This is a genomic window from Brevibacterium sp. CSND-B09 (assembly GCF_052906525.1).
Window position 1 is genome coordinate 1679728 of the sequence record NZ_JBREGI010000001.1, and the last position, 23531, is coordinate 1703258.

Consider the following 23531-nt stretch of genomic DNA (forward strand, 5'->3'; position numbering starts at 1 on the left):
CCAGCCACGACCCTCAGGCCTTATTCCGACCGATGAGCTGCTTGGCGATGACGTTCATCTGGATCTCGTTCGTGCCTTCGCCGACGATCATCAGCGGAGCATCGCGGTAGTAGCGTTCGACGTCGTATTCGGTGGAGTATCCGTAACCGCCATGGACGCGGATGGCATCGAGGGCCACCTCGGCGGCCATCTCCGAGGCATAGAGCTTCGCCATTCCTGCCTCCATGTCCACACGCGCACCCGAATCATAGGTGCGGGCGGCGTGGAGGACGAGCTGCCGGGCGGCCTCGAGCTTCGTCGCCATCGTGGCGAGCTTATTGCCCACCGACTGGTGCTTCCAGATCGGCTTGCCCATCGACTCGCGCTCCTGCGAATACTTCACCGCATCATCGAGCGCAGCCTGCGCGACGCCGAGCGACCGGGACGCGACCTGGATGCGGCCGATCTCGAGGCCCTTCATCATCTGCTTGAACCCGACACCCTCGGCCTCACCCAGCAGCTGCGACTGCGGCTGCCGCAGACCGTCGAAGGACAATTCGCAGGTCTCGACGCCCTTGTACCCGAGCTTCGACAGATCCTGGGAGACCGTGAAGCCCTCCCCCTTCTCCACGAGGATGATCGAGATGCCCTTGTGACGGGGTTCCGCCTCGGGGTCGGTCTTGCACAGCAGTGCGATGAGGTCGGATTTCCGGGCGTTCGTGATCCACGTCTTCGACCCGTTGATGACGTAGTCGTCACCGTCCTTCGCTGCTGTGGTGCGCATGGCCTGAAGGTCGGAGCCGCCGCCGGGTTCGGTCAGCGCCATCGTCGCTCGCAGCTCACCGGTGGCCATCCGAGGCAGGTACTTGTCCTTCTGCTCCTGGGTGCCGTATTCCTGGAGGAGCTTCGCGACGACGGTGTGCCCGCCCATGGCACCGGCCAGGGACATCCACCCGCGAGCCAGCTCCTGAGTGATGAGCGCATACGCCTCGGTCGAGACCTTGCCCATCCCCCACGGCTCGTCGATGGCGAGCCCGTAGATGCCCATATCCTTCATCGTCTGAATCCACGCCTCGGGGTACTCATTGGCGTGCTCGACCTTGTTGACACTGGGTTTGACCTGCTCGTCGATGAATTCGGCGACCAGGTCGATCATCATCTGCTCTTCATTGCTCACTGCCATGGTGAAATCCTCTGTTCGTTCGTCATTTGGAAAGCTCAGTCCAGTCGGGTGCCGTCGCGGACCGTGCGGGTCCGGCCGAGGCCGAGCGTCGGCGGACCGGTGCTGTCGAAGAAGTCATTGCCCTTGTCGTCGGTGATGATGAACGCAGGGAAGTCTTCGACGTGGATCTTCCACACTGCCTCCATACCGAGCTCCTCCATATCGAGGACCTCGACCGAGGTGATGCAGTCCTGAGCCAGCCGGGCGGCAGGGCCGCCGATCGATCCGAGGTAGAAGCCGCCGAATTCGGCGCAGGAGCTCTTCACCTGCGCGGACCGATTGCCTTTGCCGAGCATGATCATCGATCCGCCGGCCTCCTGGAAATGCCGCACATAGGTGTCCATCCGCGATGAGGTGGTCGGACCGAACGACCCCGAGGGCATTCCCTCGGGTGTCTTCGCCGGCCCCGCATAGTAGATCGGATGGTCTTTGAAATACTCGGGAAGCTCCCCACCGGAATCGAGGCGGTCGCGCAGCTCCGCGTGGACGATGTCGCGGGCGACGACGACCGTTCCCGTCAGCGACACACGGTCGCCGACGGACAGTTCGGACAGCTGTTCCTGCAGACTCGGCATCGGTCGGTCGAGGTCGATGGCGGTGACATTGCCGGATTCGATCTCCTCGACGCGGCCCATCGCGGGCAGGAACCTCGCCGGATCGTGTTCGAGTTCTTCGATGAACACGCCGTCTGCGTTGATGCGGGCGATGATCTGCCGGTCTGCCGAACAGCTCACGGCGATCGCGATCGGCAGGGATCCGTTGTGTCGGGGCAGCCGGACGACGCGGACGTCGTGGCAGAAGTACTTGCCACCGAACTGTGCACCGAAGCCGAGGTTCTGGGTGAGTTCGAAGACGGTCTGCTCGAATTCCCGGTCCCTGAATCCGTGCCCCAATTCGGCGTCTCCGGTCTCCGGCAGGTCGTCGAGGTAGTGGGCACTGGCGAGTTTCGCGGTTTTGAGCGTGAATTCGGCCGACGGCCCGCCGATGACGACGGCCAGATGATAAGGCGGGCAGGCTGCGGTGCCGAGGGTGGAGATCTTCTCGGCGAGGAAGTCGAGCATCGCCGACTCGTTGAGCACGGCCTTCGTCTCCTGGTAGAGGAAGGACTTGTTCGCACTGCCTCCGCCTTTGGCCATGAACAGCAGCTCATAGTCGTCGGCGGGGCTCAACCCCACTTCGATCTGGGCGGGCAGGTTGGTGCCGGTATTCGTCTCTTCGAACAGGCTCGTCGGCGCCAACTGCGAGTACCGAAGGTTGAGCTCCTCGTAGGCGCGACCGATTCCGCGCGACAGATGCCTGGCATCATCGCCGTCGGTGAGCACGTTCGGTCCGCGCTTGGCCGAGACGATCGCCGTGCCCGTGTCCTGACACATCGGCAGGATCTCCCCGGCCGAGACCGCAGCGTTCTGCAGCAGGTCGAGGGCGACGAAGACGTCGTTGTCGCTGGCTTCCGGATCGTCGATGATCGCGCGCAGGCTGGCCAGGTGGTCGGTGCGCAGGTAGTGCGAGATCTCCTTGAAGGCGACCTCGGCGAGGTCGGACAGGGTCTCCGGCGCCACCGTAAGGAACGAGCGCGACGTCCCGCCCACCTCGACGGTGGTCGTCTCCACTCCCCCGATGTCGAGCCCGCGCATCCGCGGGCCCTCACCTTCGGTGGGCAGCAGAGGTGAGTAGGTGAAGTCGTCGGCCCTCGCCGAGGCGGCCCCGCCGTCGGTCCGATGTGCGGATTCGTCGTCCATAGTCGTCAGATCACCCCGTTGTGGCGCAGTTCGCCGATCGCCTCGGCATCCATTCCCAGCTCGCCGAGGATGGACTCCGAGTTCTGTCCCACCGCCGGAATCGGGTCCATGCGATGGCCCACCCCAGACATCTCGACCGGTGGTGCGAGCATGGAGATCGGACCGGCGGGGGTCTCGACCTCGTGCCAGCGGTGGCGTTCGGTCAGCTGCGGGTGGTCGGCGATCTCGCTCATATCGCGCTGCCTCGAGTGGGCGACCGCGGCTTGTTCGAGGAGGGCGTCGCAGGCTTCGCCGGTGAGAGCGGAGAAGGCTCGCTCGATGATCTCTTGGAGTTCGTGTCGGTGGGCGTAGCGGTGGGCGGCGCGGTCGAAGCGTTCGTCGGTGACCATATCGGGACGGTCGAGAACCTGAGTGGCGAAGCGTTCCCATTCGCGTTCGTTCTGGATCGCGAGCATGATCTGAGTGCCATCGCCGCAGGTGAACGCGCCGTAGGGGGCGATGGCGGCGTGGGAGGTGCCGGCCCGGGTGGGACGGGTGCCGCCGTAGCGGGTGAAGTAGAGGGGGTAGCCCATCCATTCGACGAGGGAGTCGAAGAGGCTCGTCGACAAGGTGGCGCCAACACCGGTGCGCTCACGGTTGTACAGAGCGGTGAGGATGCCTGAGTACGTGTACATGCCCGCGGCGATATCTGCCGTCGAGATTCCCGTCTTCGCAGGGAAGTCCTCTGTTCCGGTCACGGAGACCAGTCCTGCCTCGGCCTGCACAAGTGCATCGTAGGCCTTGGCATCTTTGTACGGCCCGTCCGTTCCGTATCCGGAGATCGAGGCGTGGATCAGCCGAGGGTTGATCGACCGAAGGTCTTCGGCACCGAGGCCAAGTCTCTCTGCCGCGCCGGGGGCGAAATTTTGGATGAAGACATCCGCCGAGGCGATGAGCTCGTGCAGGACCTTGAGTCCGTCGGGGCTCTTGAGGTCGAGCGCCAGGCTCTCCTTGTTGCGGTTGATCCACACGAAATGGCTCGAGAGTCCATTGACCGTCGTGTCGTATCCGCGGGCGAAGTCGCCGACGCCTGGGCGTTCGATCTTGATGACCCGGGCTCCGAGGTCCGCCAGCTGGCGTGAGGCGAAGGGGGCGGCGACTGCCTGCTCGCAGCTGATGACAGTGATGCCGGACAGCGGCAGGTTCGAGGCGGTCGCGTCGTCCTGGCCCGCGGGGCTCGGTACGGACGTCGGTGCAGCAGTGGCCATCGGCCCTCCACGACGAGGTATGAAACGTTGACATCCACATCATACATATCTTCACAAATAATGCATTCTTCGGTCTCAGTTGATGCCCGAGCCTGTAGACTGGGACCACCGAGACATGAAACTGACACCCCAACAGCGGGTGACGCATGAACGAAAGGCATCGGGTGGATCAGGAGTCGGCATCGACCAAACGGGACGTCATCGTCCTCGGCCTGCGCCGAAAGATCCTCTCCCGCGAGCTCGATCGCGGCGAACGACTGCGACAGGATCAGGTCGCCGACTGGTTCAATGCCTCCATCACGCCGGTCCGCGAGGCCCTGCGGATCCTCGAAGCCGAGGGTCTCGTCACCTCCGAAGCTCACCGCGGTGTACGCGTCGCCGGCGTCGACGTCGACCGTCTCAAGTCCCTCTTCGTCACCCGAAAGCTCACCGAGACCTTCGCCATCGCCCGTGCGACCACGCGGATCTCCAGGCACGAGCTGCGCCAGGCCGAGCGCCTGCTCGAGGCGCTTGACGAGGCGAGCGCCGACGGTGATTCACTGGGACGCAACACCCGCAACGAGGAGTTCCACTTCTTCTTCTACGACCGCTGCGGAATGCCCGCGCTGCGCGACGACATCGCTGCACGCTGGCGAGCCTTCCCGTGGGACCTCACCCTCGACAGCCCCGAGAGACTCGACCAGGTGCACGCCGAACATCAGTCGATCGTCGACGCTGTCCGCGACGTCGATCCGGACGCGGCGGCGCGCCACCTCGGCGATCACATCACGAACGGCTTCCTCCGCCTGGCCGAGTCGACGACCGGTCAGGCAGTCTCCGACCCCTTCGACTTCGACACGGACTGACGCTCTCGAGGCAGGCCGCGAACTCTCAGTTCTACAAATAATGCATTCTTTTGCCGATCATATTGGAAATCAGCGAAAAGTCCTCTAGGCTCGTGAACGGTCGATCGAGAACCTGACTCGGCACGAACTCTCCGCACGGCAATGACCAGCCGTCTTCTACGCCGAGTTCGTCCACACGCAGGCTCCCGATCGGCATCGCCCCTGGCCAACCAGACTGGAGCTGACGATGACGTCAATGAGACGACCGAGGTGGAAGCCGCTCATCGCGGGCCTCTCGATAAGCCTCCTGCTGCTGAGCGGATGCAATCCCGCACGCAGCGGAGACCAACAGAAATTCGAACTGCGCTTCGCCCATGTCACCTCGGTGGGCACACCGAAGGGACTGGCCGCAGACTTCTTCGCCGAACAGGTCGAGAAGAAGTCCGGCGGCCGCATCGAGGTCGAGGTGTTCCCGAACTCGGAACTCTACGGCGATAAGGACGAGATGCAGGCCATCCAGTCCAATGCCGTCCAGGTCTTGGCCCCGGCGAGCGCGAAGTTCACGACGATCGCACCGAGCCTGCAGGTTCTCGACCTGCCGTTCATCTTCGACGACCCCGACGAGATCCCCGAGGTCGCCAGTCCCGATACCGAGATCGGCAAGGCCATCTACGCGAACCCCGATCTCGAGGAGAACGGGCTCAAAGTCCTCGGTCTGTGGGATTCGGGCATGAAGCAGATCCACTCGAACAACAAGACGCTCAAACCCGAAGACATGAAGGGCAAGAAGTACCGCATCCAGCCTTCAGACGTGCTGCGCACCCAGTTCGAGACCTGGGGTGGGATTCCGACTCCGCTTGCGTTCGCCGAGGTCTACAGCGGACTGCAGCAGGGTCTCATCGACGGAGGCGAGAACACCTACTCGAACATCCAGTCGCAGAACATGCACACCGTCCAGAAGTACGTGACCGAACTCGATCACGGCTACATCGGCTACATCCTCACGGTGAACAAGCGTTGGTACGACGAGCTTCCCGACGACCTGCAGACCGCAGTCGACGAGGCCGCCGATGAGGCCAGCGAGTTCAACCGCAAGGAAGCTCAGAAGGTCAACGAAGAGTCGAAGAAGACCATCGAGGAATCCGGCGGCACGGAGATCGTCATCCCGAGCAAGGACGAGCGCCAAGCCTTCAAGGACATGGTCGTGCCGTCCGAATACGAGAAGTACCGCGACGTCATCGGTCCCGAGGTCGTCGACGAACTCCTCGAACGCAACGAGAAGAGGGGCTGATGATGAAGACCATCGACAAGTACCTCAGTCGGCTCGAGAACGTCCTCGCCGGCGGCTGCCTCATCGCGGCCACCGCCTTGGCGGTCTTCGCCGTGCTTCTGCGCAATATCACCGGTGACGTTCTCTTCTGGTCCGAAGAGGCGGTCATCTACCTCATCATCTTCTCGACGTTCTTCGGCGCGGTGGTCACCCTGCGCCACAACGAGCATGTGGCCGTCGACATCATGCCTGCTCTGCTCAAGGGCAAGGCGAAGAAGTTCTTCGTCGTCCTCGGCGGACTCGCCACTCTGGTCTACGCGGGCTTCATCGCCTACCTGTCGTGGGCGCTCATCACCGAACCGTTCTCGCGGACGACGATCACCCCGGCGCTCAAGCTGCCGCTGTGGGTCGTCGAACTCTCGCTGGCCGTGGGCATGACTCTGTTCTTCATTCGGGCGGTGGAGATGACCATCCGCGCCCTGCGCACTCCTGCGACAGAGCTCGACAAGGATGTCCTCGCCGAGGAGGCCGCCGCCGTCGGCATCGACGTCGACGACCTCGCGATCGTCGATGACGGAAGCGACCGCGCGAACCGCGTGGAGGGAGCCAACGGGGGCGACCGCCTCGGCGATGGCGGGACCGACGAGAAGGGAGGCGATCGTTGATGTTCGAAGCCACCATCGTCCTCATCGTCGTCCTCATCGCACTGCTCGTCACCTCGGCGCCGATCGCGGTCGCTTTGGGCCTGACGAGCATCGTCTATTTCTACTACTTCACGCTCATTCCGATGACCCAGGTCTCGGAACGACTGTTCAATGCGCTCAACTCGTTCCCGCTCATGGCGATCCCGTTCTTCATCCTCGCGGCGAACATCATGTCCCGCGGCGGGATCTCCCGGCGGCTGACCGATTTCGGCGCGGCCATGGTCGGGCACCTACGCGGCGGCATGGCGATCACCACGGTGCTCGCGTGCATGTTCTTCGCCGCGGTCTCCGGGTCCTCACCGGCCACGGTCGTCGCGGTCGGTGCGCTGATGATCCCGGCGATGATCAAGAACGGGTACCCGAAGGAATTCTCCACGGGCCTCGTCGCCACCTCGGGGTCGTTGGGCATCCTCATCCCGCCGTCGATTCCGCTCATCGTCTTCGGCATCGCCACCGAGCAGAACATCGGCGACCTGTTCCTCGCAGGCGTCCTGCCGGGCATCCTCGCCGGCGTGATGCTGCTGGGCATGGCCGTGTTCGTCGCTTGGAAGAAGGGCTACGGTCACGCCGGGGTCGGCTTCCGGATGTCGAACAAGGACAAGTTGAAGGCGTTCCGGGATGCGATTCTCGCCCTTGCGCTGCCGTTCCTCGTCCTCGGCGGAATCTACTCCGGATGGTTCACCCCCACCGAGGCGGCCGCCGTGGCCGTCGCTTATTCGCTGGTCGTGTCGCTGCTCATCTACCGCGAGATCAAGATCTCGCAGCTGTGGGAGGTCACGCTGGCGTCGGTGAAGACCTCGGCGATGGTCATGTTCATCATCGCCAACGGCATTCTCTTCACCTTCGTGCTCGCCAGCGAACGGATCCCTGGTCAGATCTCGACGACGATCACCGAATGGGACCTACAGCCGTGGCAGTTCCTCATCCTCGTCAACATCCTGCTGCTGTTCGTCGGCTGCGTGATGGAGACGTCCTCGGCGATCCTCATCCTCGCCCCGATCCTGTTGCCGATCGCGATGGAGCTGGGCATCGACCCGATCCACTTCGGCATCATCGTGGTGATGAACCTCGAGATCGGCATGATCACACCGCCGCTCGGCCTCAACCTGTTCGTCGCATCGGGCATGTCCGGGATGAGCGTGATGGGAGTGGCGAAAGCCGCGATCCCGAGTGCGCTGGTGCTGCTGGCGGCACTCGCGCTGGTGACGTTCGTGCCGTTCTTCGCTACCGCGTTCGTGGGGTGACACTTCGGCAGTGATGACCGACCGTTGCGGGGCGGCGTTTGTGAAGTTTCGCTTACGTCGCCCCGTTTCTATTCCTACAACAGACATCAACCAGCATCTGCCGTTCTAGGACACCGAACCGGCTCCGTGTCAGTACCGGACGAAAGAATTTGTCTACGAATGGCAAGCCCGCAGGGGCACCCGGTTATGGATGAGGAAGCGATGATGAAGACTCTTCGGACCAAAATGTTGCAACTGTTCCTCTGGTGCCGCAAAGTTTTCGAAGCCGGCTCTACAAAGTGGTGGCCCGGGCTTGCGCTTATTCTCCTCGGACTCCTTGTATCCGCAATTCTGTACTTGCTCGTCGAGTACGTCTTCGCCCGCTCGTTGATTTCAGTCGGTTGGTATGAGGCAATGCCAAAGATCGCATCGGTGTTCACAAGCCCATTGATCGTCACTGGTGTTTATATGCTGATATTCCATTTGCGAGCAAAACATCGGGCCGACCCTCTCTTCATCGTTGTCGGCTCTGCCCGGCTCGGCTATTGGTTGTGGGGGCTGACAACAACGCTGATCTGTGTAGCTGGACCAGCTTTATGGCTCACCGGGGTCAGCCCTATGGCCGGGGCCACAGCCGCTTTCTCGGCCGTGTTCATCACGATCGGAGCCACGCTGGTAGAGCAGCCAAAGCCCGAGATGAAGATCAATTCCCTTCTGCTCTTGAAGCGAGTCGCGAACTGGCAACTTATTTCTGGAAGCGCAGTGATAGCAATGTTGTATGAGTCTCCCAAGCCTCATATGAATCTGTTTACTCAGCTTGGTGACAACAGAGGATTCATGTTCTACCTCATGATGTTGTGGGTGATCGGCGCTGGTGGACTCACTGTTCTACTTGAGCCTCTCAAATACAAGTTGGAAGAGGAAAGAACCTCTGCGCCACCGTCTGCCTCTTGGTACAGCAGTTCTCGATATGTTTGATGGATTTGCCTAGTTCGATCCCTTGACTTCGAGTGCACTCAAACCTCTAGCGTTGACGCTATGCCACCTACTACGGACAGTGCATCGATTCCGATCGAGACCCTATCGATCAGCGAAGTCTGCAACCGACTCGGCATCACAGCACACACTGCGCGGTACTACGAACGCATAGGGCTGCTCCACGTGGGACGTTCACCCTCAGGTCGCCGCGTCTTCGACCAGAGAGCCGTCGACCGGCTCGATTTCCTCGTGCGCATGCGGTCCTCGGGCATGGGCATCTCCGAACTCACCCGCTATGTCGACCTCGTCAACCAGGGCGAGTCGACCACCCCTGAACGCCTGCAGATTATGCGCGACCAACGGCAGCGGATCATCGAGCAGATCCGCGACCTCGAACGAGCACTGACCGCCACCGAATACAAGATCGCCGTCTACGGCGGCGCTCCCGACGACACTTCTCATTCTCCGAAAGGACACCACTCATGACCACCACAACCAGCCGCCTCGGCGACCTCGAGGTCTCCCCCATCGGCTTCGGCTGCATGGCCCTGTCCCACGTCTATGGCGACACCACTGACGACGATGCACGCGCCACACTTGGCAAGGTGGTCGACGCCGGCATCACTCTGCTCGACACTGCCGACGTCTACGGCGAACCTCGCGAGGGCACCACCGGTCCCGCTGGAACGAACGAGGAGATGCTCGCTCCGTTCCTCGCCAGGCGCCGCGATGATGTCCAGCTCGCCACGAAATTCGGCATCACCGGGCTGCGAACGCTCTCCGACGGATCGACGAAACGAACCGACGGACGACCCGAGTACGCACACTCAGCGTGCGATGCTTCGCTGCGCCGCCTCGGCGTGGATTCGATCGATCTCTACTATCTGCATCGGCCGGACCCCGATGTTCCCATCGAGGACACGGTCGGGGCGATGGCCGAGCTGGTCACGGCCGGCAAGGTCGCGCACATCGGACTGTCCGAGGTCACCGCGGACGAGCTGCGTCGTGCCCATGCGATCCACCCGATCACCGCGGTCCAATCCGAATGGAGCCTGTGGTCGCGTGATGTTGAAGACCACGTTGTGCCCGCCTGCGCGAAGCTCGGGGTCGGGTTCGTCCCGTACAGCCCGCTGGGTCGCGGATTCCTCACCGGAACCCTGACGAAGGACCAGGTGGCAGGCGATGTCCGCGGCGGGACCGCGCGCATGGGTGATGCGTGGGATGCCAACCAGCGGATCGTCTCTATCGTCGCCGAGGTGGCCGACCGTCACGGAGCGACCAATGCTCAGGTGGCGTTGGGTTGGCTCCTTCACCGTGCAGCAGAGATGGGAGTCCGCGCGGTTCCGATTCCGGGCTCCCGCAAGCCCGAACGCAGTCTGGAGAACTTCGGCGCTCTCGACCTGCGGCTCGAGCCTGAAGACATGCGGCGACTTGATGAGATCCGCACCCTCGTCGAAGGCGGTCGCAACATCGTCGACAGCCCGAAGTGGATCAGTTCCGGACGGGAGTGAAGGACACGCGAAACAGCAGCGTATGAATCCCGCAAACGGTAGCGTATAGACTCCGCAAACAGTAGCGTAGCCGATCGTCGGCAACGTCGGATTGCCCGAACATCACCCACCCTGACCTGGTACTTTACCGTTCGTCACGCCTCAACCAATAAAACCCATCACCGACTCTTTGACCTGCAGGGCAGCGAGGAACCCGAACAGGGCCAAGCACACGGCCAGCAGCACGTTCGACCACTTCGTGTTGCGCAGCTGAGCCGGAACGGATGAGCGGTTGAGGATGACGAGCAGCGCCAGGGCGAGCACCGGCAGGATGAACGCGCTGATCGCCGCGTAGACGAGCACGAGGGCGACGGGTTTGCCGAGGCTCATGATGACCAACGTCGCGATCGAAAGGTAGACGAGGACGCCGCGGAACTCGATCGACCTCGCCGACATCTCATTGGCCGGCTCGTCCTGGTGCGGGTACCGACGCAGCACGCGCAGGCAGTCGGCAGTGACGTAGGCAATGCCCGAGAACCCGCCGAGGACACTCGTGTACACCACGGCGAGGAAGCTGATGAGGAACACCAACCGCCCGGTCTCACCGATCCGACCCACCAGGTCATCGGCGATCGCGAACAGCGCATCATTGTCCGCAATAGTGAAGCCCTGCCCGTAGAGGATGAAGGCTCCCACAGCGCTCATCGCCACGGCGAAGATGAAGACGAGTCCATAGCTGATGACGAGGTCAAGGCGGACAACCGGCTTCCAGTCAGGGGTCCGCCACGCCTTCTCGCGGATCCAGAACGAGTAGGCGAGGATGCCGGTCGCTCCCCCGACCCCGCCGATGAGCGACATCACCGTGATGATCGAAGTGTTCGGGAACGTCGGCATGGTCGTCTCTGCAGCCACAGCTTGAGCGTCCTGGCCTTGGAACACCGAGATCGCCAGGGCAAGGATGCCGAAGAACATGATGATTCCGAAGCCCATCATGGCCTTTTCCACGATCCCGTAGCGGCCGATGCCGACAAGAACCGCGGCGGACAGGAGCACAACGATCGCGGTCGGCCAGAATGGGAGGACCGGGAAGATCGCCTGCAGGATCGTCGTCGTCACCGCGACGACTCCGGCTCCGAAGAACAGCCCGACGAGCAGCTCCGCGATGAGGAAGAGGATCGGGAACGTCCGCCCGCCGAATCGAGTGAGATGGGAGATCAGGGATCGGTCGCCGCTCATCTGCAGCCGCGATACCGCCTCGGAGAGGACGAACTTGAGGATGATGCCGACGGTGAACACCCAGATGAGCGCCAGACCGTATTCGGCGCCGGAGTTCATCGTAGTGATCATGTCCGAAGCTCCGACGCTGGCCAGCGCCAACACGATCCCCGGACCGATGAGGCGGAGGCGTCCAGCCCATGATGTCGGCGCCGAGGCGGCGTTATTCGTCTGCGATGTCGTTTCGGCGGACATTGGCGGGGTGGGCTCCTTCACGTGAGTTCGTCGACGCCGCCGGAATCGTTCGCACGGGCATCGTTCGCTCAGGAGAGTATGGCCGAGGTCGTCACATTCCGGGACGAAAGTCTCACCACCCGGGAAACGCCGCTACCTCAATCCGTTCCGCAACGCTCCGCGTCAACCGCTCAAGGCCCATTCTAGTCGCCGAATCCGAGGCCGATTCGCAGTCTTCGAGCGTATATTCGACGCCATGGCTGACGCACTCGATGAGGGACCCTTCTTCCACGGCACCCGTGCCGAACTCGCACCGGGAGACCTGCTGACCGCAGGCTTCGCCTCGAACTACCGACCCGAAGTGACGATGAATCACATCTACTTCACGGCCCTGCCCGACGGTGCAGGATTAGCCGCCGAGGTGGCCGCCCTCAACGGCGGGCAACCGCACGTCTACGAGGTCGAACCCCTCGGCGACTACGTCGACGACCCGAACGTCACCGACAAGAAGTTCCCCGGCAACCCCACCCGCTCATTCCGCAGCACCGAACCGCTGCGCATCGTCCGCGAGCTCACCGACTGGAAACGCCTGAGCGAGCAGGACCTGCAGATGTGGCGCGAACGCCTCGCCGCCATCCGTGAGGATGACAGCAAAGAGATCATCAACTGACACCGCCGAGGCGGCACGTCCCACTGCGCCCGAGAGGAGTCAACCTCGCTTCGCTCCGAACACCGCGTGGGCTCAGTCCTGCTTGGCTCCGAACACCGGGTGGTCGCTGGCGATCGAGATGCGGTTGAACGCGTTGATGAGGATCGTCGACCATTCGATCGCAGAGATCTGTTCGGTCGTCAGGAATTGCGCCACCTCGGCGGCGATCGCATCGCGATCTTCCGACTTATCCAACACAGTCAACGACTCGGCCAGAGTCAACGCCGCGAACTCCTGATCGGAGAAGATCTCGGCCTCATGCCAACTCGGCAGCACATCGAGCTTGAGCTGGGAGACGCCAGCCTTCCTGGCCGCCGGGGCATGGATGCTCAGGCAGGTGCGGCAGCCGTTGATCTGCGAGACCCGCGTGTTCACGAGCTCGATGAGCGCATCGTCGAGACCCGCCTCGCGCGACGCCTTCCGGGAACTCGCGGCCGCCTGGGCCAGCGCTTTGTAGTTCTCGGGGTGGATCTTGTCGATGAATGGTCGACTCGCGTTGCTCATGCCCTCACTCACGCCTGCCGCTTGACGATGTCGATATCCGCACCCGTCGCATTGCGGAACTTTCCGCCTTGAGCGATGTAGTCGTCGCCGGTCTCCTGCAGCTTCTTGACGAAGAGCGGGCAGACGGGCACGACGGTCACGCCACGCTCACTGGAGTCATCGAGCGCCTCGGCGACGAGGAACTTCGACAGCCCTCGGCCGCCGAACTGCTCGTTGACGACAGTGTGATAGAAGATGCGTTCGGTCTCCGCATCGGGTCCGGGCAGGAAGAATGCGCTCCCGGCGACTGTCCCGTCGGCCACGGCGACTTCGTAGGCCTGTGTTGATTCGTTCAACGAGACCGTGACCTCGGCCCCGGTCTTGTCTTCGAATGTCTTCGACATGGTTGACGCTCCTTCTGCTGTGGCGGCTGGGTCTCGGGTTCTTCTGTGCCGACTGACTGACGCGGCGAATTCTGTCGCCGCTGACTAGGACAGAAATCGGCGCGAACTTATTCCGCGGGTCCGCCCTGGACCTGCGGGGGCGGATTCCTCCGCGCTTTGATCGTCACGTCGGGCATCCTCGGCGCGGGGAGCCTGCCCATGCCATCGGCGTTCTGACCGGGCCCGCCCTTGCCGACGTATCCCTCGACGGCGCCGAAGCGATCGCCCTCGGCCTGCCATTCCTCGCGGTACCGGGCGATCTCCTCGTGCGTGCGGCCTATGAAATTCCACCACATGACGATCTCTTCACCGAAGGGCTCGCCACCGATGAGGATGAGTCGGCCGGGTTCGTCGCCGTGGTTGGCGATGCGCAGCTCCTCGACGCCGGTGCCCGTGTAGCCGATCGCCGCGACCGGCAGACCGACGTTCTCCAGCGCGATATCACCGGAATCGACGAGGAGGCCGTGCTCGAACCGCGGATCGACGGGCAGGTCGATGATGGCGCCCGGATCGAGGCGGATCTCCGCTCCGAGCAGCGGAGAGTGCGTTTTCACGGGCGACGACCCTCCGCCGAGGCGGCCGAGGAAGACGAGCATCTCCCCGCCGTCAAGCGACACCGGCTCGGGTTCGAAGTGCTCGAATTCACGTTCGGGCTGGTGGCGAGCGGCATCGGGCAGGGCCAGCCACAGTTGGACGCCGTGCAGCGTCGTCGTGTCGTCGGTCGAGACTTCGGAGTGGCAGATGCCGGCGCCGGCGGTCATGAGGTTGACCTCGCCGGGTAGGACGAGGCCCGAGTTGCCGCCGGAGTCGATGTGCTGGATGGCGCCTTCGAACAGCCAGCTCACGGTCTGCAGCCCGGTGTGTGGGTGGGGTGCGACGTCCATTCCGCCGGTGACGGAGACATCGGCCGGGCCGTAGTGGTCGACGAAGCACCAGGGGCCGATGAGGGAGCGCTGGCGCTGCGGCAGGGTCCGCCGCACGGTCATCGCGCGGGGTCCGCCCAGCGGCACGTCGCGGGAGGTGATGATCTCGACAGGGGAACGTCCCTGCTGGTCACAGGCTGGCCCGGGCAGTCCCCCGGCCTTGCAGACGACCTGCTCGGGACGGGTCTCAACGTTGCTCATGGCCACAGCCTAGCCGTCTTCTCACTGGGCGGGGAGGGGTCTCCTCTCCCCTGCGGATCGCTCCCCTACCCCACCGGGCAGATCTTGGACGCGAGCTCGAAGATCTCCTCCGCCTCGGAGTCCGTGAGACCGGAAAAGGCGGAGATGATGATCTCACCGTTCGTCTCAGCCGCCTCGGCGCAGAGCTTCTGCCCCGCCTCGGTGAGGGCGACGAGCACACCGCGGTGATCCTCCGGGTCGGGCTCCTGGGTCACGAGCCCACGCCCCTCGAGTTTGCCGAGCAGGCGGCTGAGCGCACTGCGGCTGATCACCAGACTGCGAAGCAGGTCGCGGTGCCTGACCTGCGCCGAGGTCGACGCGTTGATGAGCACATCGAATTCGTTGGCGCTGAGCCCGTGACGGGTCCGGAACTCGTGTTCGAACCGCGTCATGAAGTCCTGATATTTCTCCATCATCAACCGCCAGGCCGCGATCTTGACCGGGCCGTTCTGCCTGATCATGCTGCTGACGGGAGTCGTCTCTTCCATCTGCCCTTCTATCCCTCACGAACTGCCGGCTGACGTGTCGGGCGGCACATTTGTTGCGCCGTCAACAAAATCGTAGTTCAATGGTATACCTGGCCCTGAGTTGTAGGGCCACGTCGACGATCCCCTCGTCGAAGTACCGGAGTATCCCCCACGAACCCCCGGCGATCACGGATGAAGACGGTCTCCCCACGACCCTTCATCACCGGCCGGGGGTATCGTATTGCCTCCCGCCTCTCCGCTCAGACCCAGGGCATCCGCTTTCCGGCCCTGCGGAACCCACCCGCCCAGTCCGGGGACATCCGCGCTTCAATCCCGCGGAATCCGCTTCCGCCACGGCCACCACACGCTGCGCCCGATGTCGTGGACGAGCGCCGGCACGATGAGCGACCGCACAAGGATCGCGTCGAGGATGACGCCGAAGGTGACGATGAAGGCGAGCTGGAAGAGGAACATCACAGGGATGACGGCGAGCGCGGCGAAGGTCGCGGCCAGCACGATTCCCGCCGAAGTGATCACCCCGCCCGTCGAGACGAGTCCCTTGAGCACGCCCGCACGGGTTCCCAAATGCAGTGACTCCTCCCGCACCCTGGACATGAGGAAGATGTTGTAGTCGATGCCGAGCGCGACGAGGAAGACGAACGCGTAGAGCGGCACCGAGGGGTCTGCTCCGGAGAACCCGATGACGTCGTTGAACACGAGAGCGGAGACGCCCAGCGCGGTGCCGAAGGACAGCACGGTCAGCGCCACGAGCAGCAGCGGTGCCAGCAGGGACCGCAGCAGCAGGATGAGCACGATCGTGACCACGACGAGGATGAGCGGAATGGCCAAGGCCCGGTCCGCCTCGGCGGTGGTGTTCGTGTCGAGGTCGACCGCGGATTCCCCGCCGACAAGGGCATCCGGGTCGATATCGTGCACAGCCTTGCGGATCTCGGTCACCGCGGTTTCGGCTTCGTCCGAATCCGCGACCGACTTCAGCGTCGCTTCCAACAGGACGTTGCCGTCGACCTCAGTGGGGGCCGGCGTCTCCGACTGACCGGACCCGCCCGACTGACCGGACGTGTCCGGCCCGGCCCCGCTCGGCATTCCGCGCGGTGGGTCGATCTCCCCGTCCGTGCCGATGGACAGCGTCCCGCTCGGGGAATCGTTGGCGACGACGGTCATCGACTCGACCTCGCCGAGGCGGCCGACCGCCTGTGCGGCATCGCTGAGTTCGTCTTCCGCCACGACGATCTGCGCCGGCGATCCGGAGCCGCCGGGGAAATGCTCGGCGAGGATGTCCTGGCCGTCGCGGGCCTCGGAGTCTCCGAGGACGAAGTCGGACTGTGGGACTCCCTCGGCCTTGAACTGCGAGAGGGCGAGCAGCGGGATGGCGAGGAGGATGACGAGCGTGACCCAGATGCGGCGCGGATGCCGCGCGACCGCCTCGGCGATTCGGGCCCAGATTCCGCGCTTGGGCTTGGCCGTCTCGGCCTGGACGTGCGGAAGGAAGGGCCAGAACACGGCGCGGCCGATGATCATCAGGGCGGCGGGCAGGAAGGTCAGTGCTGCGAACATCGCCACGACGATGCCGATCGCGGCGACCGGTCCGAGCGCCCTGGTCGAGGCGAGGTCGGTGAGCAGGAGGACGAGGAGCCCGGCGATGACGGTTCCTCCGGAGGCCGCGATCGGTTCGAGGACCCCCTTGAGGGCGCTCAATCCGGCTCTGACTCGGTCGGGTTCGTGGAGAAGCGCGTCGCGGAACCGGGCGACGACGAGGAGGGAGTAGTCCGTGGTGGCGCCGACGACGAGGATGAAGAGAATGCCTTGGACCTGCCCGTTGATCAGGAGGATTCCGGCGTCGGCGAGATGCCAGACGATGAAGATCGAGGCGGCGAGCGCGGCAACCGAGGTGAACAGGACGATGACGGGCAGCAGCGGGGACCGGTAGACGATGATGAGGATGACGAAGACGGCGATGAGCGCGACGAGCAGGAGGATGCCGTCGATGCCGGCGAAGGCTTCGGAGAGGTCAGCGGAGAATCCCGCCGGACCGGTGACGTGGACGTCTGCCACGGTGGTCGGTGCTTCCGCGGACTGGTCCGAGGTCATATCGGCGGCGACCGCGGTCGGGAAGACCTTGCCGACCGCGTCTCGGATGGATTCGACGTCGTCGGAGGTGGTCGTCGAGGAGACCGGGAGGATGAGCTGGAGGGCCTCGCCGTCATCGGACGGGATGGCCGGTGAAGGGTCTGCGGCCAGCAGGTCGTCGTCTTCGAGCGTCTTCGTCAATTCATCGAGCCGGGACCGGTCGTCGTCGGTGACTCCGTCGCTGTTCTCGAGCACGACGATGGCGGGAACGTAATCGAGGTCGCTGAACTTCTCGATCTGGTCCTGGGCGCGAGTGGACTCCGCGGATTCGGGGAGGAACGATGAGCGGTCGTTCGTGGCGACCTCGGAGATCTTGCCGAAGTACGGACCTCCGACACCGGAGATGCCGACCCAGGCGACGAGGAGGACGGCGAAGAGTGCGAGCAGTGCCCCACGGCCGCGGACGGGACCCTTGGGGTGCTGTTTGGGCGCGGCAGCTGTGTCGGCGCCGTTTACGTCGTCACCGGCGGGACCCCCTCGGCGAGGGTCGGGGTTCGGCGGCGTCGAGGTCAGGAGGTGACGGGGCATGGTCTCAGGCTACGCGTGTTCGGCGGAATCGAGACATTGCAGTGCGAGGACGATTTCTGCGGCCGTCCGTGGATCGGTGAGGCGTGCGCCCAATACCTTCTCGATCTGCCCGATTCGGTAACGAACAGTGTTCTCGTGCACATGCAGCCGACCTGCAGCCTCAGAAATGTTGCCGCCGCTTTCCAGGTAGGTGCGCAGTGTGGTGGAAGATTCGGGCTTGGCGATTATCGGGTTGAGGAAAGCAGCGACGAGGCGGCTGTCGAATCGTGAACTCATGCGGGCCGCCGCCCATTCGATCGGGCGCATGCGATCGACGAAAGCGAACCTCGACTCCCCCGCCGAGGCAAGCGCCACGTCCGCCGTCTGCAGCATCTCCGGTACCTGACTGAGTGCCGTGAAGAGTCCGGAGACCCCGACTCCGATGAGGCCGAAATCGTCGAGGCTACCCTCGATATCGAAGTCTGCTGTACACAGCGCGGTCCGTTCGACCATCGAACTGACGTGCCCGGAATCCTTGATGACCAGGCCGCGCCCCGGGTTCGGGGTCGGTTTCCCATGCCCCGAGTCGGAGGCGTCGATGCGGAGGCGCAGGGCGCGAATCGGCTCGTAGGCTGCAAAGCCGAAGGTCTCGAGGACCCGCCAGAGCGCCGGTTCGCGACCGGGAGAGACACCGGCTTCCAAGTCGCGCAGAACCCGCGACGATTCCTCCCGTCGATTGCTGATCGAAAAGGACTCGAATCCCTCGAAGGCGCGCAAGAGTTTGGACAGAACATCGAGGATCACCTCGGCGGAAGGGTGGGTGGTGTCCGTGTAGCTGCCAGCCCTGCCCTCCCCAGTTCCACTTCTGCGCTTGCTGCCGGCAGTACCGGCCCCTTCGTCATCGACGTGGTCGGCGACGACGATGACATGGGTGCGACTGCGTAGTCGCACTGTCCGAGCGTGCACCTTCCAGCGGCCGATCGCACCGGACGTCGACTCGGCCCAGCCCGCTGGTGTCGCCGGACCGACGACCTCCTCCTGAGTCCACCGGGCGATGAGGTGGACCGGGGCGGAACCGACGGACCTGACGACTTCGCCGAGTTCGTTGATGACGAGACCTGCGCCCCGACTCATCCGCGCTACCCGGGAGAGCGCCGATTCAAGCGGATCTGCAGAATTCATCGCGCTCAAAAGCTCATCGAAGATCCGCTCTCGCGCCAGGGCGTCTCGGCTCGAATCCATCGGATTTCACCTCTGCTCCCACTCGCCTGCTGCATCATTCCGCGCCGTCGGCACGGCTTTGTGATTCTTACAAATCTAGCCGTCTTTTCCTTCGTCTGCTCCATTGACCGGCCCGATCATCGAAGGCCAGGCTATGAGGGAAACCACAATCAAAGGAGATGACCGTGGCAGATCTACGCGTCGCAGTTGACGTCGGCGGAACGTTCACCGACATCTGTGTATTCGACGAATCCACCCAGACAATGCGGGTGACGAAAGTCCCGTCCACCCCGGACAACCCCATGGAGGCTGTCCTCAACGGAGTGAAGCGGGCGAACATCGACCTCAGCCAGGTCGAGCTCTTCTCACATGGCACGACTGTTGCCACCAACGCGCTCATCACTCGCAGATTTCCCAAATCAGCGATGGTGACGACCAAGGGTTTCCGCGATGTCATTGAGATCCGCGATGGCACGAAGGACGATCTGTGGGACGCCTATTCCGATGTATCCGGCCCCTATATTCGTCGCCGTGACCGCTTCGAGGTCACCGAACGCGTCGACTACGCGGGCAACATCGTCACCGAGCTCGACGAAGACGAGGCCAGGAAGCTCGGCCGCCTGCTCAAGAAGCGCGGTGCCGACACCGTGGCCGTCTGCTTCGTCAACTCCTATGCGAACGCCGCGAACGAGATCCGGATGCGCGAGATCCTCTCAGAGGAGCTTCCCGGAGCCAGCATCTCCACCTCGGCCGAGGTGCTGCCGGAGATCTTCGAACACAACCGGTTCAACACGACTGTCGCCAATGCCGTTCTTGGTCCGTTGGTATCCGGCTACGTCGAACAGCTCGACTCCAACCTCACCGAGGACGGCTATGCCGGAGAACTCCTTCTCCTCCATTCGGGCGGTGGATCGATGACCTCGGAGATGGTCAAGCGGTTCCCGGTGCGACTCGCGGCCTCAGGAATCGCCGCCGGCGCGATCGCCGCTCAGCACGTGGCCGAGCAGTGCGGTCATGCCAATGCCGTCGGACTCGACATGGGCGGCACTTCGACGGACATCTCACTCATCGCCGACGGCGAACTGCGGGAGACGAACGAATGGGAAGTCGAATACGGCCACCCCATCGTCTTCCCGAGCATCGAAGTACTCACCATCGGCGCCGGCGGCGGCTCTTTGGCTCACATCGACATCGCCGGCTCCCTGCGCAACGGGCCGCAGTCGGCCGGTGCCGCTCCCGGTCCGGTCTGCTATCGCCGCGGCGGCGACCAGCCGACGAACACCGATGCGAACCTCGCCCTCAATCGTCTGGGCACCGACCTCGCCGACGGTGAGATGACGCTGGACCGTGAGAGCGCACGGGCAGCGATCAAGGAGAAGATCGCCGATCCGCTCGGCCTCGATGTCGACTCCGCGGCCGAATCCATCGCCCAGGTGGCCAACGCGAACATGGCAGATGCGGTCCGCCTCGTGTCCATCCGTCGCGGGCTCGACCCCCGGGACTTCGCACTCATCGCCTTCGGCGGTGCCGGTGCACTGCACGGGGCGGACGTCGCTCGCGAACTCAACATCCCCACTGTAATCGTCCCGCCCAGCCCGGGAGTCACCTCGGCGCTGGGGTGCCTCCTAGTCGACATCCAGCACGACCTGTCGCAGATGTTCACCGGCGTCGCGGACTCCGCAGACGGAGAAACGGTCGAACAGCACTTCCGCGAACTCGAACTCGAAGGTCGTGATCGACTGCGGCATGAGAAAGTCGCCGAGGAAGACTCGGTCTTCGAACGTGGCATCTCGATGCGTTACCACGGCCAATGGCGGTCGCTGCAGGTGAAGATGGGCTCCGGCCCGAACGCGCTGCGCGAGGCCGTCCAACTATTCCACGAGGAACACGAGAAACAGTACGCGTTCCGGCAGGACGACACCCCGGTCGAGATCTACCAACTCCACCTCAAAGCACTCGGGAAGACACCGAAGCCGACCTTCAAACCGACCCCTGTCAGCAGCAAAGATCCCGGCGAGCCGCTCGAGGTCCGCGACGTCTACTTCGACGGACAGTGGCATTCGACGCCGGTCTACCAGCGGGAGAACTTGCCCTCGGGTGCTGCGTTCATCGGACCGGCGATCCTCAACCAGATCGACTCGACCACCGTCATCCCGCCGAACTCGTCCGCAGTGATCGATGAGTGGTTCAACATCCGCATCGCACTGACGGCAGAGACAACAGAGCCTGCGCTGTCAGCTGCGAACAATTCAACACAGAACGGCCTGTGAGGAGAGACCCATGACCACAGCAACGGAACAGTCGACGTCCACGCTCGACCCGGTGACTTTCGAAGTACTCAAGAACGCTTTCGCGACCAGCGTCGACCTCATGAGCGAACAGATCCTGCGGACCTGCTATTCGTTCGTCATCTATTCACGCGACTTCTCGTCGGCACTTTGTGACCGCGACGGCAACACTGTCATGCAAGGAAGTGCAGACATCGCCGTCCACGTCGGCACCCTGCATTTCCAGTGCAAGGCCGTTATGGAGGAGTTCGGCGACGACATCAACCCAGGTGACGTCTTCCTCATCAACGACCCCTATCGAGGCGGTACCCACTTCAACGACGTCAGCTTCATTCGTCCGATCTTTGCTGATGACGAGATCATCGGCTTCGCGCAGAACAAAGGCCACTGGGCCGATATCGGTGGGTCCGTCCCGGGCTCGTTCGATGTCTCTGCCAGTGAGCACTTCGGTGAGGGTCTGCGCATCACCCCGCTTCGGGTCTGGCACAAGGGCCGGTTCCTCCACGATGTAGCTCAGCTGCTCGTGTCGAATACGCGTGCTCCCGATCAGGCCCTCGGCGATCTCAACGCCCAAGCCGAGGCCACAGCTGTATGCGAACGCGAAGTGCTCCGCCTCGTCGACAAATATTCGAAGGACACGGTCCTCGATGCGATGCAGGAGACGCAGGACTATGTCTGCCGCACCGTGCTCGCCAGCCTCGGCGATCTGCCGAAGGGCGAGTGGGAGACGGTCGACTTCCTCGACGGCGATCCGGCTAAGGGCGAGGGGCTGGCTCCGATCCGGGTGAAGCTCACGCTCGATGGGACAGGTATCCACTACGACCTCACGGGATCCGCCGAGGCGGTCTCAACGTTCCTCAACTCCGGCTACGGGACGACTTTCTCTGCGATCTACGCGGGCACGAAGACGTTCTTCCCCGAGGTTCCGCTCAACTCCGGGTTCTACCAGGCGGTGACCGCAGAGATCGGCGAAGAGGGAACCGTCGTCAACGCCGGCTGGCCGCATGCAGTGACCGGGTTCTGTTCGGGCCCGTACGAGAAGGTCATGAACGCGATCTTCGAACTGTGGTCCCACATCATGCCCGAACGCGCGATGGCGTGTGCATTCAACCTCGAGTATCTGCTCGTCGGCGGTCATGATGCCAGGACCGAGTCGAGCCCGTACTTCATGTGGTACGACTGGATGGCTGGCGGTTGGGGCGGCCGGTCGACGAAGGACGGTTCATCCGCGACCTCACCGGTATTCGGCACCGGACTCGCCGTGCAGCCGGTCGAGGGACAGGAGCGCTTGACTCCGGTAATCACGACTCAGCACTCGATCAACATCGACTCCGGCGGGCCGGGCAGGTTCCGCGGAGGATGTGGAGTGAATAAAGGCGGCATCCTCACAGATGCGACCGGTGCGGTGATGAGCTACTGCTGCGACCGCGGGCGGTCGACGACGTGGGGCATCAATGGCGGACTGCCGTCGATCCCACACGGAGTCTGGCTCAATCCTTCGTCAGAGAACCCGCGCTACTTGGGTGCCACGTTCTCGAATGTAATCATCAGCCCCGGTGACACGTTCGAACGACCAAGCGCCGGAGGTGGTGGCTTCGGTGACCCGCTGGATCGGCCGACTGTCGAGGTGCTCGAGGACGTCATCGACGGCTATGTCTCCATCGACCGGGCGGCGAAAGACTACGGCGTCGTCATCCGTGAGATCGATGCCGAGCTCGATGAGTACGAGATCGATGAGACCGCGACAGCGACGGAGCGGGAACGGATCCGCTCCGAACGTGCGTCCTGGCTGGAAGCCGACCCCGCCGAGGTGGCCCGCCGTTACCGCGATGGTGAGATCACCGTCCACGACGTCATCCGCCAATACGGCGTCGTGCTCGATTGGGGCACCGGAGAGTTGTTGGAGAAGTCAACGGGACAGTTCCGCGACAGTATGCGGACTCGGTCTGCTTCGCACTGGAGCTGATGACTCGAATC

General features: G+C 63.5%; 20 protein-coding genes. 10 read left to right on the forward strand and 10 right to left on the reverse strand.

Going from position 1 to position 23531, the window contains the following annotated elements:
* Positions 1-13: 13 nt before the first annotated feature.
* From ACU4IU_RS07605 to ACU4IU_RS07615, 3 genes are read right to left on the reverse strand one after another with little or no spacing between them, the layout of a single operon-like run.
* Positions 14-1162, reverse strand: coding sequence for an acyl-CoA dehydrogenase family protein (locus tag ACU4IU_RS07605; protein WP_139469507.1), 1149 nt, complete (start codon positions 1160-1162; stop codon positions 14-16).
* Positions 1163-1197: 35 nt separating this feature from the next.
* A complete protein-coding gene (locus tag ACU4IU_RS07610; RefSeq protein WP_446656361.1) occupies positions 1198-2940 on the reverse strand; it encodes a FumA C-terminus/TtdB family hydratase beta subunit in 1743 nt (580 codons plus the stop codon).
* A 5-nt stretch (positions 2941-2945) separates the two neighbouring features.
* Positions 2946-4187, reverse strand: coding sequence for a CaiB/BaiF CoA transferase family protein (locus ACU4IU_RS07615; RefSeq protein ID WP_446656362.1), 1242 nt, complete (start codon positions 4185-4187; stop codon positions 2946-2948).
* 146 nt (positions 4188-4333) lie between these two features.
* On the opposite strand from ACU4IU_RS07615, the gene ACU4IU_RS07620 reads away from it, so the two are divergent.
* The 7 genes from ACU4IU_RS07620 to ACU4IU_RS07650 all read left to right on the forward strand — a co-directional run bounded on the left by ACU4IU_RS07620 (position 4334) and on the right by ACU4IU_RS07650 (position 10697).
* Entirely contained in the window at positions 4334-5032 is a 699-nt protein-coding gene (locus tag ACU4IU_RS07620) for a GntR family transcriptional regulator (protein WP_139469509.1), read from the forward strand.
* 235 nt (positions 5033-5267) lie between these two features.
* Positions 5268-6302, forward strand: a complete 1035-nt coding sequence (locus ACU4IU_RS07625) for a TRAP transporter substrate-binding protein (RefSeq protein ID WP_446656363.1) — start codon at positions 5268-5270, stop codon at positions 6300-6302.
* Positions 6302-6946: a TRAP transporter small permease gene (locus tag ACU4IU_RS07630; RefSeq protein WP_139469511.1), complete on the forward strand. Its 645-nt coding sequence runs from the start codon at positions 6302-6304 to the stop codon at positions 6944-6946. Before ACU4IU_RS07625 ends, ACU4IU_RS07630 begins: the two co-directional genes overlap by 1 nt.
* The gene (locus ACU4IU_RS07635) at positions 6946-8229 is read left to right on the forward strand and encodes a TRAP transporter large permease (protein ID WP_446656364.1); all 1284 of its coding nucleotides are present in this window, start codon (positions 6946-6948) and stop codon (positions 8227-8229) included. The genes ACU4IU_RS07630 and ACU4IU_RS07635 overlap by 1 nt, the downstream gene beginning before the upstream one ends.
* A 159-nt stretch (positions 8230-8388) precedes the next feature.
* Entirely contained in the window at positions 8389-9186 is a 798-nt protein-coding gene (locus ACU4IU_RS07640; RefSeq protein WP_446656365.1) for a hypothetical protein, read from the forward strand.
* Between the two features lie 60 nt (positions 9187-9246).
* Positions 9247-9672 carry a MerR family transcriptional regulator gene (locus tag ACU4IU_RS07645; protein WP_139469514.1) on the forward strand — a complete coding sequence of 142 codons (426 nt, stop codon included), beginning with the start codon at positions 9247-9249 and terminating at the stop codon, positions 9670-9672.
* Positions 9669-10697 (forward strand): aldo/keto reductase, encoded by a 1029-nt coding sequence (locus ACU4IU_RS07650; RefSeq protein ID WP_446656366.1) that lies wholly within the window; start codon positions 9669-9671, stop codon positions 10695-10697. The genes ACU4IU_RS07645 and ACU4IU_RS07650 overlap by 4 nt, the downstream gene beginning before the upstream one ends.
* Positions 10698-10838: 141 nt before the next feature.
* On the opposite strand, the gene ACU4IU_RS07655 is transcribed toward ACU4IU_RS07650, so the two are convergent.
* Positions 10839-12146 (reverse strand): Nramp family divalent metal transporter, encoded by a 1308-nt coding sequence (locus tag ACU4IU_RS07655; protein ID WP_446656367.1) that lies wholly within the window; start codon positions 12144-12146, stop codon positions 10839-10841.
* A gap of 235 nt (positions 12147-12381) precedes the next feature.
* Between ACU4IU_RS07655 and arr the strand changes: the two genes are divergently transcribed.
* A complete protein-coding gene (gene arr / locus ACU4IU_RS07660) occupies positions 12382-12795 on the forward strand; it encodes an NAD(+)--rifampin ADP-ribosyltransferase (RefSeq protein WP_139469517.1) in 414 nt (137 codons plus the stop codon).
* Positions 12796-12867: 72 nt separating this feature from the next.
* Here arr and ACU4IU_RS07665 read toward each other — a convergent pair whose 3' ends face one another.
* The 6 genes from ACU4IU_RS07665 to ACU4IU_RS07690 all read right to left on the reverse strand — a co-directional run bounded on the left by ACU4IU_RS07665 (position 12868) and on the right by ACU4IU_RS07690 (position 19287).
* A complete protein-coding gene (locus tag ACU4IU_RS07665; RefSeq protein ID WP_446656368.1) occupies positions 12868-13338 on the reverse strand; it encodes a carboxymuconolactone decarboxylase family protein in 471 nt (156 codons plus the stop codon).
* Positions 13339-13346: 8 nt separating this feature from the next.
* A complete protein-coding gene (locus ACU4IU_RS07670; RefSeq protein ID WP_446656369.1) occupies positions 13347-13721 on the reverse strand; it encodes a GNAT family N-acetyltransferase in 375 nt (124 codons plus the stop codon).
* Positions 13722-13828: 107 nt separating this feature from the next.
* Positions 13829-14884, reverse strand: a complete 1056-nt coding sequence (locus tag ACU4IU_RS07675; RefSeq protein ID WP_446656370.1) for a pirin family protein — start codon at positions 14882-14884, stop codon at positions 13829-13831.
* Positions 14885-14949: 65 nt separating this feature from the next.
* Positions 14950-15411, reverse strand: a complete 462-nt coding sequence (locus ACU4IU_RS07680) for a MarR family winged helix-turn-helix transcriptional regulator (RefSeq protein ID WP_446656371.1) — start codon at positions 15409-15411, stop codon at positions 14950-14952.
* A 306-nt stretch (positions 15412-15717) separates the two neighbouring features.
* Positions 15718-18066: an MMPL family transporter gene (locus ACU4IU_RS07685; protein WP_446656372.1), complete on the reverse strand. Its 2349-nt coding sequence runs from the start codon at positions 18064-18066 to the stop codon at positions 15718-15720.
* A 9-nt stretch (positions 18067-18075) separates the two neighbouring features.
* Positions 18076-19287 carry a PucR family transcriptional regulator gene (locus ACU4IU_RS07690; RefSeq protein ID WP_446656373.1) on the reverse strand — a complete coding sequence of 404 codons (1212 nt, stop codon included), beginning with the start codon at positions 19285-19287 and terminating at the stop codon, positions 18076-18078.
* A 164-nt stretch (positions 19288-19451) separates the two neighbouring features.
* Between ACU4IU_RS07690 and ACU4IU_RS07695 the strand changes: the two genes are divergently transcribed.
* A complete protein-coding gene (locus tag ACU4IU_RS07695) occupies positions 19452-21536 on the forward strand; it encodes a hydantoinase/oxoprolinase family protein (protein WP_229664058.1) in 2085 nt (694 codons plus the stop codon).
* A 10-nt stretch (positions 21537-21546) separates the two neighbouring features.
* Positions 21547-23520 carry a hydantoinase B/oxoprolinase family protein gene (locus ACU4IU_RS07700; RefSeq protein ID WP_446656374.1) on the forward strand — a complete coding sequence of 658 codons (1974 nt, stop codon included), beginning with the start codon at positions 21547-21549 and terminating at the stop codon, positions 23518-23520.
* Positions 23521-23531 lie beyond the last annotated feature (11 nt).

Coding starts and splice junctions, on each gene's coding strand:
- ACU4IU_RS07605 (WP_139469507.1), bottom strand. CDS start 1,162: ATGGCAGTGAGCAATGAAGAGCAGATGATGATCGACCTGGTCGCCGAA.
- ACU4IU_RS07610 (WP_446656361.1), bottom strand. CDS start 2,940: ATGGACGACGAATCCGCACATCGGACCGACGGCGGGGCCGCCTCGGCG.
- ACU4IU_RS07615 (WP_446656362.1), bottom strand. CDS start 4,187: ATGGCCACTGCTGCACCGACGTCCGTACCGAGCCCCGCGGGCCAGGAC.
- ACU4IU_RS07620 (WP_139469509.1), top strand. CDS start 4,334: ATGAACGAAAGGCATCGGGTGGATCAGGAGTCGGCATCGACCAAACGG.
- ACU4IU_RS07625 (WP_446656363.1), top strand. CDS start 5,268: ATGAGACGACCGAGGTGGAAGCCGCTCATCGCGGGCCTCTCGATAAGC.
- ACU4IU_RS07630 (WP_139469511.1), top strand. CDS start 6,302: ATGATGAAGACCATCGACAAGTACCTCAGTCGGCTCGAGAACGTCCTC.
- ACU4IU_RS07635 (WP_446656364.1), top strand. CDS start 6,946: ATGTTCGAAGCCACCATCGTCCTCATCGTCGTCCTCATCGCACTGCTC.
- ACU4IU_RS07640 (WP_446656365.1), top strand. CDS start 8,389: ATGGCAAGCCCGCAGGGGCACCCGGTTATGGATGAGGAAGCGATGATG.
- ACU4IU_RS07645 (WP_139469514.1), top strand. CDS start 9,247: ATGCCACCTACTACGGACAGTGCATCGATTCCGATCGAGACCCTATCG.
- ACU4IU_RS07650 (WP_446656366.1), top strand. CDS start 9,669: ATGACCACCACAACCAGCCGCCTCGGCGACCTCGAGGTCTCCCCCATC.
- ACU4IU_RS07655 (WP_446656367.1), bottom strand. CDS start 12,146: ATGTCCGCCGAAACGACATCGCAGACGAATAACGCCGCCTCGGCGCCG.
- arr (WP_139469517.1), top strand. CDS start 12,382: ATGGCTGACGCACTCGATGAGGGACCCTTCTTCCACGGCACCCGTGCC.
- ACU4IU_RS07665 (WP_446656368.1), bottom strand. CDS start 13,338: ATGAGCAACGCGAGTCGACCATTCATCGACAAGATCCACCCCGAGAAC.
- ACU4IU_RS07670 (WP_446656369.1), bottom strand. CDS start 13,721: ATGTCGAAGACATTCGAAGACAAGACCGGGGCCGAGGTCACGGTCTCG.
- ACU4IU_RS07675 (WP_446656370.1), bottom strand. CDS start 14,884: ATGAGCAACGTTGAGACCCGTCCCGAGCAGGTCGTCTGCAAGGCCGGG.
- ACU4IU_RS07680 (WP_446656371.1), bottom strand. CDS start 15,411: ATGGAAGAGACGACTCCCGTCAGCAGCATGATCAGGCAGAACGGCCCG.
- ACU4IU_RS07685 (WP_446656372.1), bottom strand. CDS start 18,066: ATGCCCCGTCACCTCCTGACCTCGACGCCGCCGAACCCCGACCCTCGC.
- ACU4IU_RS07690 (WP_446656373.1), bottom strand. CDS start 19,287: ATGGATTCGAGCCGAGACGCCCTGGCGCGAGAGCGGATCTTCGATGAG.
- ACU4IU_RS07700 (WP_446656374.1), top strand. CDS start 21,547: ATGACCACAGCAACGGAACAGTCGACGTCCACGCTCGACCCGGTGACT.